This window comes from Pseudooceanicola profundus (assembly GCF_054919315.1).
In genome coordinates, this window is sequence record NZ_CM142898.1 from 3,359,183 (window position 1) to 3,375,151 (window position 15,969).

Below are 15,969 nucleotides of genomic sequence, written 5' to 3' on the forward strand. Positions count from 1 at the left end.
CCGGGGGCATCGCGCCTACTGGCGCCGGAGGGCCGGGCGACGCGGCACGGCCCCATCCGGGGCGTGGCGCAGCCATCCCAGGGCCGCGGGCACGAAAAAGGCCGCGTCCGGATGTCCCGGCGCGGCCTCTCGTCTCCGCTCCCCCAAGGGATCAGCGGCTTACCAGCTGGTCAGCACGGTGCCGTTGTACTTGTCCTCGATGAACTTCTTCACCTCGGGCGAGTGGTAGGCGTCCACCAGCGGCTTCACCCAGGGCTCATTCTCCTCGCCCTTGCGGACGACGATGATGTTCACGTAGGGGCTGTCGGTTTCGGTGGCGATGGCATCGTTCACCGGGTCGAGGCCCGAGGCGATCGCGTAGTTGGTGTTGATCATCGCGGCGTCGAGGTCATCCAGCGAGCGGGGCAGCTGTGCCGCGTCCAGTTCCTGGATCTTGATGTTGCGGGGGTTCTCCGCGATGTCGAGCACGGTGGGCACGAGGCCCACGCCCTCGGCCAGGGTCAGCAGGCCCTTCTGTTGCAGCACCAGCAGGGCGCGGCCGCCGTTGGTCGGGTCGTTCGGGATGCCGATGGTCGAACCGTCGGGGATCTCCTCGGGCGATTTGAATTCGTTCGAGTAGAGGCTCATCGGCGTGTTGATGGTGGTGCCCACTTCGACGAGGTCGAAGCCGCGGTCGGCCATCTGGCGCTCGAGGTAGGGGCGGTGCTGGAAGCTGTTCGCCTCGATGTCGCCATCGGCAAGCGCCTGGTTCGGCACCACGTAGTCGGAGAATTCGACCACGTCGATGTTCAGGCCGTCCTTGGCCGCGATCTTGGCGACTTCTTCCATGATCTCGCCGTGCTGGCCGGGGGACACGCCGACGCGGATGTCGGTGGCAAGGGCGGTGGTGGCCGTCAGGGCGAGGGCCGAGGTGAGGGTGATCAGACGCAGCATATGGGAGGTCTCCTTCTGGCGATGCGTATGAGAAAGGGGCGGGGCCTCAGCGGCCCCGGTTGCGCGGTGCCCGCTTGTCGACGCGCCGGGCGAGGAATTCGCCCGCGGTCTGGACCAGCTGCACCATGACGATGAGGATGACGACCACGGCCAGCATGACCGAGGGCATGAACCGCTGGTAACCATAGCGGATGCCGAGATCGCCCAGGCCCTCGCCGCCCACGGCGCCGACCATGGCCGAGTAGCCGATCAGCGACACCACGGCGAGCGTGAGGCCGAGGGTAATGCCCGGCAGGGCCTCGGGGATCAGCACCTTGCGGATGATCTGCATCGGCGTCGCACCCATGGCGCGGGCCGCTTCGATCAGCCCGCTGTCGACCTCGCGGATCGCGTTCTCGACAAGACGGCCGATGAAGGGGATCGCGGCGATGGTGAGGGGCACGATGGCCGCCGTGGTGCCGATCGAGGTGCCCGCGATGAAGCGCGTCACCGGGATGATCGAGACCACGAGGATGATGAAGGGCACCGAGCGGGTGGCGTTCACGATGACCCCCAGCACCTTGTTCACGATCGGCGCCGAGAGCAGCTCTCCGCGTTGCGAACAGGCGAGGAAGACGCCGATGGGGATGCCGAAGACGGCCCCGATCGCGGTGGCGACGGCGACCATGTAGATGGTCTGCCAGGTCGCTTCCATCAGCATGTTGATGAGATTAGCCGACATAGCCCAGCACCTCCGTCCGCTGATCGTGTTGTTGCAGGTAGGCGCGCGCCTGATCGGCCCGGTCGGCCTCGACCGAGATCAGCAGGTTGCCGAAGGGCCGGGTGCCGATCTCCTCGATGGCACCGGCGAGGATGTTGACCTGAAGGCCCAGTTCCTCGCTCATCCGCGCCAGCAGCGGGTCGGTCGCGTTCTCGCCGACGAAGGTGATGCGGATCACCTCGCGCGAAGCCGTCCCGGGTCGCGTGGCGCTCATCTGGTCCGCGATGAAGCGGGGCAGGGTGACGCCGGTCACGCCCGACAGGAAGGAGCGCGTGGTCGGATGCTGCGGGGCGGTGAAGATGTCGTAGGTCGCGCCCTGTTCCACGATCTGCCCGCCGTCGATCACCGCCACGTGGGAGGCGATGTCGCGCACCACGGCCATTTCGTGGGTGATCAGCAGGATCGTCAGCCCGAGGTCGCGGTTGATGTCCGCCAGCAGCTCCAGCACGGTCTGCGTCGTCTCGGGGTCGAGCGCCGAGGTCGCCTCGTCCGAGAGCAGCACCTTGGGTTGCGTCGCAAGCGCCCGGGCGATGCCGACACGCTGCTTCTGCCCGCCGGATAGCTCTGCGGGATAGCGCTTCGCCAGCTGTTCCAGCCCGACGCGCGCCACGAGGTCATCGACCCGGCCCTTGATCTCGCGGGCAGGGGTGCCCGCGATTTCCAGCGGCAGGGCCACGTTCTCGTAGACCGTGCGCGACGACAGCAGGTTGAAGTGCTGGAAGATCATCCCCACGTCGCGCCGGATGCGGCGCAACTCGGCCGCGCCCGCGCGGCCGACATCGTGGCCCGCCACGGTGACGGTGCCGGTGGTGGGCTGTTCCAGCCCGTTCACCATCCGCAGAAGCGTCGATTTCCCAGCCCCCGACCGGCCGATGATCCCGGTGATCGTGCCGGGTCCGACGGTCAGAGTGACATTCTCCAGTGCGTTGACGGTGCCGCCACCCTTCTGGGGGAAAGCCTTCCCCACGTCCTCGAAGGTGATCCCGGCACCGGTGATCTGATTTTCGGCCATCCGTATCCTGTAAACTCGTCCGGCCTCCTCCCTGTGCGGCGGTAGATAACACTCCGTGTGGGGGTTCAAGTCCTGAAAAGCAGGCAAACCGGGACGGTCTGCCCGGGTTCAGCTGTTCGGGCCGGAGGTGGCGGGAATATATTCCAGATATGCAGGTATGGGGAGAATGTTTTTGTGTCATCCGCGCCAATGCGAACGGACGTTCTTATTGGAATTGAGAGTGACTTTGCGGCAGTTTTGCCAACAAAAGCGACATGTTGTGTCGCTTTTGGGCGATCTCACCCCGTGGGCAGCCGTTTGCGCACGATGGCCGCGTGCAGGGCGGCCCCGTGCGGCAACGCGGCATCGGCAAAGTCGTAGGTCGGAGCGTGCAGCGGGGCCGAATCCTCGCCGTTGCCGATGAAGAGGAAACATCCCGGCACATGGGCGAGAAAGCGGGCGAAATCCTCCGATCCGGTCATCGGCTCGGGGCGCAGCGCGGCCCGGGTCGAGATCCCGGCAGCCGCCTCCAGCGCCTGCGCCGCAAGGTCGGGATCGTTGAGCGTGGGGATGAATTCGCGGCGGTAGTCCACGCGGGCGGTGATGCCATGGGTCAGGGCGATACCTTCCGCGATCCGGCGCATCTCCGCCTCGATCTGCTGCGAGGTTTCGGGCGCGAAACTGCGACAGTCGCCCAGCACCCGCGCCGTGCCGGGCAGGGCGTTGCGGGTGCCATCGGTGAGCAGCTCCGTGACCGAGACGACGGCGGTCTCGGAGGGCGCAAGGCGGCGTGCCACGATGGTCTGCAATTCCAGCACGAGGGCACAGGCGGGCACCATCACCTCGCGGCCCCAGTCCGGGCGCGAGGCATGGCCCCCCTGACCGGTGAGCGTGATCTCGAAGATATCCTCTGCCGACATGATCGCCCCGGGACGGGTCTCGGCATGGCCCACCGGCAGGCCGGGCATGTTGTGCAGGCCATAGATCTCGTCGAAAGGGAAGCGCTCCAGCAGGCCATCGTCCAGCATGGCAAGCGCCCCTTGCCCCCATTCCTCCGCCGGCTGGAACAGGAAGCGCACCGTGCCGTCGAAGCCACCCTCGGTCGCCAGAAGCTCCGCCGCCCCCAGGAGCATGGCGGTGTGACCGTCGTGGCCGCAGGCGTGCATCCGTCCCGGCGTGGCGGAGGCATGGGGCAGGCCGGTCGCCTCGGTGATCCGCAGCGCATCCATGTCGGCGCGCAGGGCGACGGCCCGGTTGCCCGTACCGCGCCGGAGCGTGCCCACCACGCCGGTGCCACCCACGCCCTCGACCACCTCGAGACCCAGACCGCGCAGGGTCTCGGCCACGAAGGCGGCGGTGCGGTGCTCCTCGAAACCCGCCTCCGGGTGGCGGTGCAGGTCGTGGCGCCAGGCAGTCATCCGGGCGTGGAGGGCCTCGCGGCTCACGAGATAAGGCCCCGCGCCACGTCCATCAGCACCTCGGCCCCGGCCACGATGTCGGCGGGGTCGGTGTCTTCCAGCGGCGAGTGGCTGATCCCGCCCTTGGAGGGGACGAAGATCATCGCCGTGGGGGCGATCCGCGCCATCATCTGCGCGTCGTGGCCCGCGCCAGAGGTCATCCGGCGGCAGGAGAGCTGACACGCCCCGGCGGCGGCCTCGATGGCGGTGACGATTGCGGGGTCGAAGACCACCGGCTCGAAACGGGCGAGGCTCTGGGTGGTGACGGTGAAACCCTCGGCCCGGATCTCGTCCAGCAGGGTGGCCAGCCCGGCCTCCAGCCTGCGCAGCGTCCCGGCATCGGGGTGGCGCAGGTCCACCGTCATCTCGGCCCGCGCCGGGATCACGTTGATCGCACCGGGGGAGAGGGAGAGCGTGCCCACCGTGGCCACGCCACCGTCCGAGCCGCGCGCGGCTTCCTGCAGGTGGGTCATGATCCGCGCCGCCGCCACGCCCGCGTCCAGACGCCGGCGCATCGGCGTGGTGCCCGCATGGTTGGCCGCGCCGGTGAGGGTGATCTTCTGCCACGAGATGCCCTGCAGGTTCTCCACCGCGCCAAGGCGCAGCCCCTCGGCTTCCAGCACCGGGCCCTGTTCGACGTGGAGTTCGAGGTAGGCATGGGGCTTGAGCGCCGTGGGCGCGACCGCCCCGGCATAGCCGATGCGCGCCAGTTCGGCCCCCAGCGTCGCGCCGTCGGTGCCCACGGTCGCGCGGGCCTCCTCCACCGACATGTCGCCACAGGCCACGAGGCTGCCCAGCATGTCCGGGTGGAAGCGCACGCCTTCCTCGTTGGTGAAGGCCACCACCGCCACGGGCCGCGCCGGGCGGGTCCCCGCGGCCTTCAGCGCCTCGATCACCGAAAGCCCGGCCAGCACGCCGGTGCAGCCGTCGTAGATCCCTGCGTCGATGACGCTGTCGATATGCGAGCCCATGACCAGCGGCGCGCCGGTCGCGCCCTCGGGCGACCAGAGCCCGATGATATTGCCGATCTGGTCCACGCGGATCTCCAGCCCGGCCTCCTCCAGCCAGCGGCAGAAGAGATCGCGCCCGGCGCGGTCGGCCTCGGTGCCCGCCAGCCGCATAAGCCGGCCCTCCGCGTCGCGGCCCGTGGCGCCCAGTTCCTCCAGCCGGGCGATCAGGCGCGTTCCGTCGAGCGCCGGGGTCATGCTGCCACCTCGGCCACCACCTCTGCGGGCGTTTTGCCGACGATCCGCTCGTAGAGCGCCGCATCGGTCGCGCCCTCGGTGTTGATCACCAGAACGCGGGACTGCGGCCCGAGGCCCGCGGCCTTGGTACCCTCCGCATCGCGCAGCAGGGTGACGAGGCCCGCAAGCCCCGCGCCGCCGCTTTCGCCCGCCACCACGGCGGGGTCGCCCGCCACCGGGGCGGCAAGGCGGCGCATGACCTCGGTCGCGGCCTCCTCGGGCACGGTCAGGAAGCCGTCGGCGCAGCGTTCCAGCACGCGGAAGGCCAGCGGTGAGGGCTCGTAGCATTCCAGCATCGCCATGACGGTGGGCTCATCCTCGCCCACCTTGGCCACGCGGCCCTGTTTCGCGCTCTCGTAGAGGCAGGCGGCGCGGGCGGGTTCGGTGACGATGGCGCAGGGGCGGCCGTCCCCCAGCACGAGGGCGAGGTGCCCGGCCACGGCGGCGGCGAAACCGCCCACGCCTGCCTGCAGGAAGACATGGGTCGGGGGCGTGTCGAGGGCGGCGAGCGACTCGGCGATCAGCGCCACGTAGCCCTGCATGACGAGGCCGGGGATCACCTCGTATTCGTCCCAGGAGGTGTCGGAGACGATGGTCCAGCCCTCGGCCTCGGAGACGCGGGCGCTTTCCACGATGCTCTCGTCATAGGTGCCGTCGACCCAGCGGATCTCGGCGCCATAGGCGGCGATGGCGTCGGCCCGGTTCTGGCTGACGCCGCCGTGCACGAAGATCACCGAGCGCGCGCCCATGAGCTGCGCGCCCTGCGCGACCGAGCGGCCATGGTTGCCGTCCGTGGCGCAGGCGAAGGTCATGGTGGCGGCCACGGCCTTCACCTCGTCCGAGAAGAGCTCTTCGACCGCGATTTCGCGGCCCAGCCGTCGGGCGGCCTCCTCAAGGACCAGCATCATCAGCGCATAGGCCCCGCCGAGCGCCTTGAAGGAGCCGAGCCCCAGCCGCTGGCCCTCGTCCTTGAGATGCAGCGCGCCGATGCCGAGCTCTGCCGCGAGGCCGGGCAGGGCGATCAGCGGCGTGGCGCCGCCGTTCTCGCGCAGGGCCAGCACGCGGGCGATCCGGGCCGCGCCCTCGGGGCCGAGGATGGCGGCATCGCGGGGATCGAGGGGCTGGCCATGGGCGGGCAGGCGGCTGGGCAGGTAGGTCACGCGAGGCTCCTTGAATCGGGTGGTGTCGCAAGGATATTTCGTCTCGCCCGAAAAAGGGGCTGAATTTCCATAGGGATCGTGCAAGTTTCTTGCATCCCGATGCCCTGCGGTGAATGTCCATGACGCCTCTCGACGATTACGACCGTGCCATCCTGCGGCTTTTGCAGGAGAACAACCAGATGCCGCAGCGCGAGATCGGCGCGGCGGTGAACCTCTCGGCGCCCTCGGTGCAGCGCCGCATCCGCCGGATGGAGGCGGAAGGCGTGATCGCGGCCAACGTGGCGCAGGTTTCGGGCGAGGCGGTGGGCCTGCCGCTGACGATCATCGTGACGGTGGAACTGGTGAGCGAGACGCCGGATGCGATCGACGCGGCCAAGCGCAGTTTCCGCGAGGCTCCGGAGGTGCAGCAGTGCCATTACGTGACCGGCGAGACGGATTTCGTGCTGGTGGTCTGCGTGGCCTCGATGCCCGCCTACGAGGAGTTCACGCGCCGGGTGTTCTTCGGGTCGGGCAATGTGAAGAAATTCCGCACGATGGTGTCGATGGACCGGGTGAAGACGGGGCTGCGGCTGGATATTTGAGGGGGTGGTGAGGGCTGGTGTCGGTTGGGTGCCGCGGAACACCTTCCACGCCGCTCCTGTCAGGGAGGATCGAAGGCCGGAGTTTCTAGTACAACGCCTGGGGACCGTGCTGCTTGGCCCGGGTTGTCGACCACGAAGGGCAGTGCCGTCCCGCGGGGTGGCGCTATAGCGCCGCCCCAGGGGGGCGGGACGGCGCTGCCCGGCCTGCGGCCGGGCGGGACATTTCTTGAGGCTTGCGGGGCATCGCCTGAGGGTTCGTGCGGGCGTGTGATGGGTAGGGGCGTCCATTCCTCTGGAAGCGGCCAATTGCCCAGGCCCCTCACTCCGCCGGTTCGATCAGCTCCGGCCCGTCGTCCTTCATGCCGAACCGCGCCACCGGGTGATGCCGCAACCGGGTCTCGGCCCCCAGCAGGTCCGTCTCCTCCGTTCCGCCCAGCCAGGCATCGCGTTCCTCGGCGTTCAGGATCACCGGCATCCGGTGGTGGATCGCCTCCACGTCCGCATTGGCCGCGCGGGTCAGGATCGTGCAGGTCAGGAGCTCGTTCCAGCGCGAGGCCAGCCCCGCGAACCAGAGCGTCTCCTCGTTGCCCGCCGCGCGGAACACATGGGGCTGCTTCGCACCCGTCTCGCCGGTCCATTCGTAGTAGGCCCCCGCCGGGATCAGGCAGCGGCCATGACGCCAGACCGCGCGGAAGGTGGGCTTCTGCGCCGCTTCCTCGATCCGGGCGTTGAAGGTCGTGGCCTTCCAGTCCTTCAATTCGCCCTTGTGCCACGAAGGCACCAGCCACCAGCGGGCGTAATAGGCCACCAGCTCGGGCTTGGCGAAAAGCAGCACGTCCTGCGTCGGCTTCACGTTGAAGCGACGGGGGATCGGGTCGATCCTCAGCTCGGAATGCTCGAACTCGGTTCCGCGCAGGTTGGGGTCTACGAAACGGCCACACATGGGAGGGAGCCTAGCGTCCGGGCGGCATTTGACCAGAGGGCAGGGCGTCCCGGGATCGCCCGGTGACCACGACGCAGGCAGCCCCGGGTGCAATCCTCATGACGCCGTCGCGGCAGAGGTGACACCGCCCGCCGCCGCCCCTAGGGTTCGGCCTGTGTCCCCGAGAGGGACGGCGCAAGACAAGGACCCCGCCGATGTTCGACCTGCTGATCCGCAACGCCACGCTTCCCGACGGCCGCACCGGGCTCGACATCGGCATCACCGGGGGGCGGATCGCCGCCGTGGAGGCCGGGATCACCACCGAAGCGGGCGAGGTCATCGACGCAGCCGGCCTGCTGGTCTCGCCGCCCTTCGTGGACCCGCATTTCCACATGGATGCGACGCTCTCCCTCGGGCTGCCGCGGATGAATGTCTCGGGCACGCTGCTGGAGGGCATCGCGCTCTGGGGTGAGCTGCGCCCGACTCTGACCAGGGAGGCGTTGGTGGAGCGCGCGGTGCGCTATTGCGACCTCGCCGTCTCCAAGGGGCTGATGGCGGTGCGCAGCCACGTCGATGTCTCGGACCCGCGCCTTGTGACCGTCGAGGCGCTGCTGGAAGTGCGCGAGATCGTGGCGCCCTATCTCGACCTGCAACTGGTGGCCTTCCCGCAGGATGGCTTCTATCGCTGTGCCGAGGCCGAGGCGGCGCTGACCCGTGCCCTCGATATGGGGGTCGAGATCGTGGGCGGCATCCCGCATTTCGAACGCACGATGGAGGAGGGCGCCCGCTCCGTCGCGGCGCTCTGCCGTCTGGCGGCCGAGCGGGGCCTGCGCGTGGACATGCATTGCGACGAGACCGACGATCCCCTCTCGCGCCATATCGAGACGCTGGCGGCGGAAACGGTACGCCACGGGTTGCAGGGGCGCGTCGCGGGCTCGCACCTGACCTCGATGCATTCGATGGACAATTACTACGTCTCGAAACTGCTGCCCCTGATGGCCGAGGCCGAAGTCGCCGCGATCCCCAATCCGCTGATCAACATGATGCTCCAGGGCCGCCATGACACCTATCCCAAGCGCCGCGGCCTGACCCGTATCCCCGAGATGCTGGCCACCGGCATCACCGTGGGCTTCGGGCAGGATTGCGTGCTGGACCCGTGGTATTCCATGGGCACCGGCGACCTGCTGGACGTGGCCCATATGGCGCTGCACGCGACGCAGCTGGGATCGGGCGCGGACAAGCGTGCGCTCTTCGACTGCGTCACGGTGAATTCGGCGAAGATCATGGGGCTGGAGGGCTACGGGCTCGACGTGGGCTGCCATGCGGACATGGTGCTGCTTCAGGCCAGGGACCCGGCAGAGGCGATCCGCCTGCGGCCGAACCGGCTGAAGGTGATCCGCCGCGGCAAGGTCGTGGCGCAGACCGCGCCCGAGGTCAGCACGCTCGACCTGCCGGGCCGCCCCGGGCACGTCGATCCCGCCGACTACGCGCCGCGCCACGCCTCCTGAGCCCTGCCTGCGCCGCCGAGAGGCGCGGCGTCCCTGCGCCCGATACGAATGCGCCGGGACGGTCCATGGACAGGTCGCCATGGAGGCGTCACAGCGCTCTTGACCAATTGGTCAGAAATTGCCCGAATTCAGGGCATTGGCCCTCCGGTTGGCGCAGCGGAGGCGGCCCGTGCTTGACAGCGCGGGCGCGCCGCGTGCCTCGTAAGCCAGCAATGCCGCCAGACGGCCAAGGAACACCCGGCCAGAACCGGGGCCTTTTACCTGACAGTCACGGGAGATTTCACATGACCAAGCTGATCCTCAACCGCCGCCGCCTGCTCGGCACCGGGGCCGCGCTGGGCGCCTCGACGCTCTTCGCGCCGTCGATCCTGCGCGCGCAGGGCGCGCCGGTGAAAGTGGCGGGCATCCATGCCTCGCCGGTCGAGAATGCCTGGAACTCGGTCCTGCACGCGGCCATGGTGGCCGCCGACGCGGACGGGGCGATTGAATACACCTTCTCCGAGGGCGTCTCGGGCACCGATTACCCGCGCGCCATGCGGGAATATGCAGAGGCGGGCAACGTCCTGATCGTGGGCGAATCCTACGCGGTGGAGCGCGAGGCACGGACCGTGGCGGGCGACTACCCCGACACCGCCTTCCTCATGGGCTCCTCCGGCGAGGCGGCAGGCGACAACTTCGGCGTCTTCGGCACGTGGAACTGGGAAGCGGCCTACCTCTGCGGGATGCTGGCCGGTGCCATGACCGAAACCGGCACCGTCGGCTCCGTCGGGGCGATCCCGATCCCGGAAGTGAACATGCTGATCAACGGCTTCGCGGACGGCGTGAAGGCGGTAAACCCCGATTGCAAACATGTCGTCAGCTTCATCGGCACCTTCTTCGATCCGCCCAAGGCGCGCGAGGCCGGCCTTGCCCAGATCGACGCCGGGGCTGACATCCTCTTCGGCGAGCGGATCGGCACGGCGGATGCGGCGCAGGAACGCGGCATCAAGGCCATCGGCTCGCTCATCGACTATACGCCGCGCTATCCGGATACGGTCTTTGCCAATGCCATGTGGTCCTTCCGCCCGCTGCTCGACGCGGCGCTGGCCGATGCCACCGGCGGGATGCCGGTCGGCAAGAATTACACGCCCCTCAGCCTGATGAAGGACGGCGGCAACGACATCCTCTTCACCGAGGGGGTGGCCCCGGCAGAGGCCGTCGCCAAGATGGAAGAGGTCCGCGCCGCCATCAAGGCGGGCGAGTTCGAAGTGCCGCGCAACTTCGACGAACCCGCGTAAGCGGCTGATCCCGAAGGGATGTGCAGCGCCCTGTCCGGCACCGGGCAGGGCGTTCGCGTCTCGCCCGCACGGCGGCGCGGCATTGACCGCGCCAAGCCGGGGCGGCATCACCATCGGGACGGAACGCGCGACCTGCGAGGGGGGGACACCGGATGACACAGACGCTCAGCGACCGGGCGGAGGCCCGCAGCGCCGGTTACGCAGATGCCACGGCCCTTGCGCAGGCCATCGCGGCGGGCGAGATCACGCAGGCCGACGCCATGCAGCGCGCCCGGGCGCGGGCGGAGGAGGTGGCCAACCTCGGTGCGGTCTGCTGGCTGGCGGAGGGCGATCCGGCGGAGGTAAACGCTCAGCCCGGGACCGGGTCAGCAATCGGCGCGGCCCCCTTCGCGGGCGTGCCGCTGCTGGTCAAGGACCTCGGCGGGCCCTTCGCGGGCATCCCGATGCGGGCGGGCTCCAAGGCCCTCGCGCGGATGAAGGGGGCCTCTGACAGCGATCTGGCACAAATGTTCCGGGCGGCGGGCTTCCGGCCCTTCGGTGCAACCACGGTGCCGGAATTCGGGCTCTCGCTTTCGTCCGAACCGGCCATCGGGCCGCAGTGTCGCAACCCTCTGGACCCGTCGCGTACGGCGGGAGGCTCCTCTGGCGGGGCGGCTGCGGCGGTGGCGGCGGGGATCGTGCCGCTGGCGCACGCCACGGATGCGGCAGGCTCGATCCGGGTGCCGGCGGCCTGCTGTGGCCTCGTGGGGCTGAAACCCTCGCGCGGGGCCATTCCGGGGGGGCCGGGCTTTGGCAACCACCTTGGCGGGATCGCCACGGAATTCGCGCTGACCCGCACGATCCGCGATGCGCAGGCGCTCTTTCCCTGCCTGACCGGGCGGGCCCGCGGCCCCGCGCCGGACCCGGCGCAGCTGCCTGGGGACAAGGCGCTGACCATCGGCCTCGTCACGGGGGCCGAGGGCATCGCGCCAGAGCGCGCCGCCGCCATCGAGGCCGCCGCCGGGACGCTTGCGCAAGCAGGCCACCGGATCGAGGAGGTGCCGGTCTCGGACCTCGCCCAGATCATGAAGATCAGCGCCCGGGCCTTCGACCGGATCGCCTCGGCCAACCTCGCGGGGCTGGTGCAGGCGGGGCTGGATCCTGCGCTTTTCGAGCCACTGACGCGCGCCTTCGTGGCGCGGGGGCAGGCGCTCTCCGCCGCCGATCTCTACCGCGCGCAGGAGGGGATCGCGACGGCGGCCCACCTGCTGTGGCGGCTCTTCGACCGGGTGGATGTGCTGCTGACACCGATGCTGGCCTCCGCGCCCGTGCCGCTTGGCAGCTTCCCCACCGATCACGACGACCCGCAGGCGCAGCTGGACCGGATGGCGGGTTTCGCGCCCTTCACGGCCATGGCCAATGTCACCGGCGCCCCTGCACTGACCCTGCCGGTGGGGGCGGATGCCGAGGGGCTGCCGCTGCCGGTGCACCTGATCGCGCCCATGGGCGGTGACCTGCGCCTGCTGGCCCTTGGCCGCCTGCTGGAGGGCGGCTGGACCCACCCGATCCCGCTTTTCGGAGGTGCCGCATGAGCCCGCCCGCTTCACCGACCGCACCCCGCGTTCTGGACCTCGACGGGATCACCAAGCGCTTCGGCCCGGTGACGGCGAACGAAGACGTTTCGCTCCACCTCGACCGGGGCGAGATCGTCTCGCTTCTGGGGGAGAACGGCGCGGGCAAGACCACGCTGATGTCGATCCTCTTTGGCCAGTACACCGCCGACGCGGGCACCGTGCGGGTGGAGGGGCAGGAGTTGCCCCCCGGCAAGCCGCGGGCCGCGATCCGCGCGGGCGTCGGCATGGTACACCAGCATTTCGCGCTCGCCCCCAACCTGACGGTTCTGGAAAACGTCATGACGGGGACCGAACCCCTGTGGAAGCTCCGCTCCGACCGGGCGGGGGGCCGGGCGCGGCTCATGGCGCTGTCGGAGAAGTTCGGCCTGAAGGTGGACCCGGACGCCCGCGTCTCGGAACTGTCAGTGGGCGAATGTCAGCGGGTCGAGATCCTCAAGGCGCTCTACAACGATGCCCGTATCCTGATCCTGGATGAGCCCACCGCAGTGCTGACCGCGCAGGAGGCGGAGGGTCTCTTCTCCACCCTGCGGGAGATGGCGCAGAAGGGGCTGTCGCTCATCTTCATCTCCCACAAGCTGCACGAGGTCATGTCGGCCTCGGACCGGGTCGTGGTGCTGCGCCGGGGCCGGGTGGTGGCGGAGCGGAAGACCTCTCAGACCTCGAAGGAGGAGTTGGCTTCGCTGATGGTCGGGCGCGAGGTGAAACGCCCCGCGCGGCCGCCCTCGACCCCCGGGCGGGTGCTGCTTGAGGCGGCGGACGTCCATGTGGGCGGCCGGGGCGGGGCCTCGCTCAAGGGTGTCAGCTTCCGCCTGCACGCGGGCGAGACGCTGGGGATCATCGGCGTCTCGGGCAACGGGCAGACGACGCTGGCGGGGCTGGTCTCGGGCCTGCATGCGCCCGACAGCGGCAGCCTGCTGATCGACGGGCAGACGCCCGCGCGTCATGACGTGCCCCATGCGATTGCCGCGGGCATCGGGCGCATCCCCGAGGACCGCAATGCGGAGGGCTCCATCGGGGACATGACCACATGGGAGAACGCGGTGCTGGAGCGCATCTGGTCGCCCGAGTTCTCGCGCCGGGGCATGGTGAAACGCGCTGCCGCCCGTGCCGCGACCGAGGCGATCATCCGCGACTACGACGTGCGCGGCGCCACGGTGGAGGGCCGTATCCGGCTGCTGTCGGGCGGGAACATGCAAAAGCTGATCCTCGGCCGGGTGCTGAACGCCGGGCCCGATATCCTCGTCGCGGCCCAGCCGAGCCGGGGGCTGGACGAGGGCGCCATCGCAGGTGTTCACGAGCGTCTGCTGGAGGCACGCGGGCGCGGGGCCGGGGTGCTGCTGATCTCGGAGGACCTCGAAGAGGTGATCGGCCTGTCGGACCGTATCCGCGCCATCGTGAACGGGCGACTGTCGCCCGCGATCCCGGTGGAGAAGGCCGATGCCCAGACCCTCGGGCTGATGATGGCCGGCGACTGGAGCGCGGCGGCCGCACTGGAAGCGGAGGCATCCCATGCGCTTTGAACGCCGCGACCATCCCTCGCGCGCCCTGACCCTGCTGGCGCCGGTGGGCGCGATCCTCGTCGCGCTGCTGGTGGCGGGCGGGCTGATCGCGCTGGCCGGGGCCAACCCGCTGCGGGCCTACGGGCTGATCCTCAAGGGCGCCTTCGGCTCCCGCCTTGGCATCTCGGAAACACTGACGCGGGCCACGCCGCTGATCCTGACCGGGCTGGCCGCCGCCGTGGCCTTCCGCGCGCGGCTCTGGAACATCGGGGGCGAGGGGCAGCTTTACATGGGGGCGCTTGCCGTGGCGGCCTTTGGCATGGTGCCCGCGCTTGGCGTGATGCCCGCGCCGGTGGTGATCGTGCTGTCGCTCGCCGTGGGGGCCGTGGCGGGGATGATCCTGCTGCTGGTGCCGCTGGGGCTGCGGCTGAAATTCGGCGTGGACGAGGTGGTGACGACGCTGCTTCTGAACTTCGTCGCTGTGCTCTTCGTCTCGCTGATGATCGAGGGGCCGATGAAGGACCCGCTCGCCTTCGGCTGGCCGCAATCGGTGCCGGTGCCCGACAGCGCGGTGCTGCCGCAGCTGATGGCACGGACGCGGCTGCACCTTGGGCTGCTCATTGCCGTGGCGGCGGCGGTCTTCACGTGGTGGCTGCAATCGCGCACGGTCTTCGGGATGCGGGCACGGGCGGCCGGGCTGAACCCGCGCGCCGCAGCCTTTGCGGGCGTGCCGCTGGGGCGGACGCTGATCGCGGTGGCCTGCCTCTCGGGTGGGATGGCGGGGCTGGCGGGCGCGATCGAGGTCATGGGGGTGAAGGGCTATGTCACCACCGACCTCTCGCCCAGCTACGGCTATTCCGGCATCATCATCGCGATGCTGGCCAACCTGAATCCCATCGGGGTGATCGGGGCCGCGCTCTTCTCGGCCGTCATGTTCGTGGGTGCGGACAGCATGTCGCGCGCCCTCTCGATCCCGTCCTATATCGCCGATGTCACCGTCGCCCTGTCGCTGCTGACCATGCTGGTGGCGATCTTCCTCACCCAGTACCGGATCCGCAGATGAGCGTTCTTTTCGATATCCTCTCCTCGGTCGGCATGTGGGAGGCGGTGTTGCGTATCGCCACGCCGCTGATCTTCGGCACCCTTGGCGTGCTGCTCTGCGAACGGGTCGGCGTGCTGAACCTCGGGATCGAGGGGATCATGACCTTCGGCGCCATGGTCGGCTGGCTGAGCGTCTACAACGGCGCGGACCTCTGGACGGGCATGCTGGTGGCCGCCGCTGCCGGGGCGATGTTCGGCCTGCTCCATGCGCTGATGACCGTGCCGCTGGGGTTGAGCCAGCATGTCACCGGGCTTGGCATCACGCTCTTTGCCTCGTCGTTTTCCTACTACCTCTTCCGCCTCGCGGTGCCGACTTCCTCCTCCCCGCCCACGGTGGAGCCGTTCCGCCCGCTGGCGGTGCCGGTGCTGTCGGACATTCCCTTCCTCGGGCCGGTGCTCTTCACCCAGACGCCGCCGACCTACCTTGCGCTTGTGCTGGTGGCGCTGCTGGCCTGGGGGCTCTATCGCACGCCGCTGGGGCTGGCGCTGCGCATGACCGGTGAGAACCCGCACGCGGTCGACGCGCAGGGCATTGACCCGGTGCGCCTGCGGGTCTTCACGATCATGGCGGGCTCGGCGCTGATGGCCATGGGCGGGGCCTTCCTGACGCTGGCGGCCTTCAACAGCTTCTTTCCCACGATGGTGCAGGGGCGGGGCTGGATCTGCGTGGCGCTGGTGGTCTTTGCCAGCTGGAAGCCGGGCCGGGCCCTGCTGGGCGCGCTGCTCTTCGCCTTCTTCGACGCCTTCCAGCTGCGGCTGCAAACGGTTGTGGACGGGGTACCCTACCAGCTGTTCCTGATGCTGCCCTACCTGCTGTCGATCCTCGCGCTGATCCTGATGGCGCGGCGGGCGCGGGTGCCGCAGGCGCTGATGCAGCCCTACCGGCGCGGTGAACGGTAAAGGGACGGCCAAGGCCGTCCCTT

General features: G+C 69.5%; 14 protein-coding genes. 7 read left to right on the top strand and 7 right to left on the bottom strand.

Going from position 1 to position 15,969, the window contains the following annotated elements; all coding sequences use genetic code 11:
* Positions 1–159 precede the first annotated feature (159 nt).
* From ACX9MO_RS15495 to ACX9MO_RS15520, 6 genes are all read right to left on the bottom strand, one after another.
* Positions 160–933 carry a MetQ/NlpA family ABC transporter substrate-binding protein gene (locus ACX9MO_RS15495; protein ID WP_222489517.1) on the bottom strand — a complete coding sequence of 258 codons (774 nt, stop codon included), beginning with the start codon at positions 931–933 and terminating at the stop codon, positions 160–162.
* Between the two features lie 46 nt (positions 934–979).
* A complete protein-coding gene (locus ACX9MO_RS15500; RefSeq protein WP_222489518.1) occupies positions 980–1,654 on the bottom strand; it encodes a methionine ABC transporter permease in 675 nt (224 codons plus the stop codon).
* On the bottom strand, positions 1,644–2,705 hold the full coding sequence (locus tag ACX9MO_RS15505) for a methionine ABC transporter ATP-binding protein (protein ID WP_462212490.1): 1,062 nt from the start codon (positions 2,703–2,705) through the stop codon (positions 1,644–1,646). The genes ACX9MO_RS15500 and ACX9MO_RS15505 overlap by 11 nt, the downstream gene beginning before the upstream one ends.
* Positions 2,706–2,983: 278 nt before the next feature.
* On the bottom strand, positions 2,984–4,102 hold the full coding sequence (locus tag ACX9MO_RS15510) for an amidohydrolase (protein ID WP_462212491.1): 1,119 nt from the start codon (positions 4,100–4,102) through the stop codon (positions 2,984–2,986).
* A gap of 23 nt (positions 4,103–4,125) precedes the next feature.
* Positions 4,126–5,346: a M20 family metallo-hydrolase gene (locus ACX9MO_RS15515; RefSeq protein WP_462212492.1), complete on the bottom strand. Its 1,221-nt coding sequence runs from the start codon at positions 5,344–5,346 to the stop codon at positions 4,126–4,128.
* A complete protein-coding gene (locus ACX9MO_RS15520; protein WP_462212493.1) occupies positions 5,343–6,545 on the bottom strand; it encodes a diaminopropionate ammonia-lyase in 1,203 nt (400 codons plus the stop codon). The genes ACX9MO_RS15515 and ACX9MO_RS15520 overlap by 4 nt, the downstream gene beginning before the upstream one ends.
* Before the next feature lie 113 nt (positions 6,546–6,658).
* On the opposite strand from ACX9MO_RS15520, the gene ACX9MO_RS15525 reads away from it, so the two are divergent.
* Positions 6,659–7,126, top strand: coding sequence for an Lrp/AsnC family transcriptional regulator (locus ACX9MO_RS15525; protein WP_222489523.1), 468 nt, complete (start codon positions 6,659–6,661; stop codon positions 7,124–7,126).
* Between the two features lie 319 nt (positions 7,127–7,445).
* Here ACX9MO_RS15525 and ACX9MO_RS15530 read toward each other — a convergent pair whose 3' ends face one another.
* Positions 7,446–8,069: an SOS response-associated peptidase gene (locus tag ACX9MO_RS15530; protein ID WP_462212494.1), complete on the bottom strand. Its 624-nt coding sequence runs from the start codon at positions 8,067–8,069 to the stop codon at positions 7,446–7,448.
* A 194-nt stretch (positions 8,070–8,263) separates the two neighbouring features.
* Here ACX9MO_RS15530 and ACX9MO_RS15535 point away from each other — a divergent pair, with 194 nt between their 5' ends.
* The 6 genes from ACX9MO_RS15535 (at position 8,264) to ACX9MO_RS15560 (ending at position 15,946) form a co-directional block, all read left to right on the top strand.
* A complete protein-coding gene (locus ACX9MO_RS15535; RefSeq protein WP_462212495.1) occupies positions 8,264–9,556 on the top strand; it encodes an amidohydrolase family protein in 1,293 nt (430 codons plus the stop codon).
* A gap of 284 nt (positions 9,557–9,840) precedes the next feature.
* A complete protein-coding gene (locus ACX9MO_RS15540; RefSeq protein ID WP_462212496.1) occupies positions 9,841–10,833 on the top strand; it encodes a BMP family protein in 993 nt (330 codons plus the stop codon).
* Positions 10,834–10,985: 152 nt separating this feature from the next.
* Positions 10,986–12,404, top strand: a complete 1,419-nt coding sequence (locus tag ACX9MO_RS15545; protein ID WP_462212497.1) for an amidase — start codon at positions 10,986–10,988, stop codon at positions 12,402–12,404.
* Complete coding sequence (locus ACX9MO_RS15550; protein WP_462212498.1) at positions 12,401–13,966, top strand: ABC transporter ATP-binding protein; 1,566 nt, start codon at positions 12,401–12,403, stop codon at positions 13,964–13,966. Before ACX9MO_RS15545 ends, ACX9MO_RS15550 begins: the two co-directional genes overlap by 4 nt.
* Complete coding sequence (locus ACX9MO_RS15555) at positions 13,956–15,008, top strand: ABC transporter permease (protein WP_462212499.1); 1,053 nt, start codon at positions 13,956–13,958, stop codon at positions 15,006–15,008. The genes ACX9MO_RS15550 and ACX9MO_RS15555 overlap by 11 nt, the downstream gene beginning before the upstream one ends.
* Positions 15,005–15,946 carry an ABC transporter permease gene (locus tag ACX9MO_RS15560; protein ID WP_222489530.1) on the top strand — a complete coding sequence of 314 codons (942 nt, stop codon included), beginning with the start codon at positions 15,005–15,007 and terminating at the stop codon, positions 15,944–15,946. Before ACX9MO_RS15555 ends, ACX9MO_RS15560 begins: the two co-directional genes overlap by 4 nt.
* Positions 15,947–15,969 lie beyond the last annotated feature (23 nt).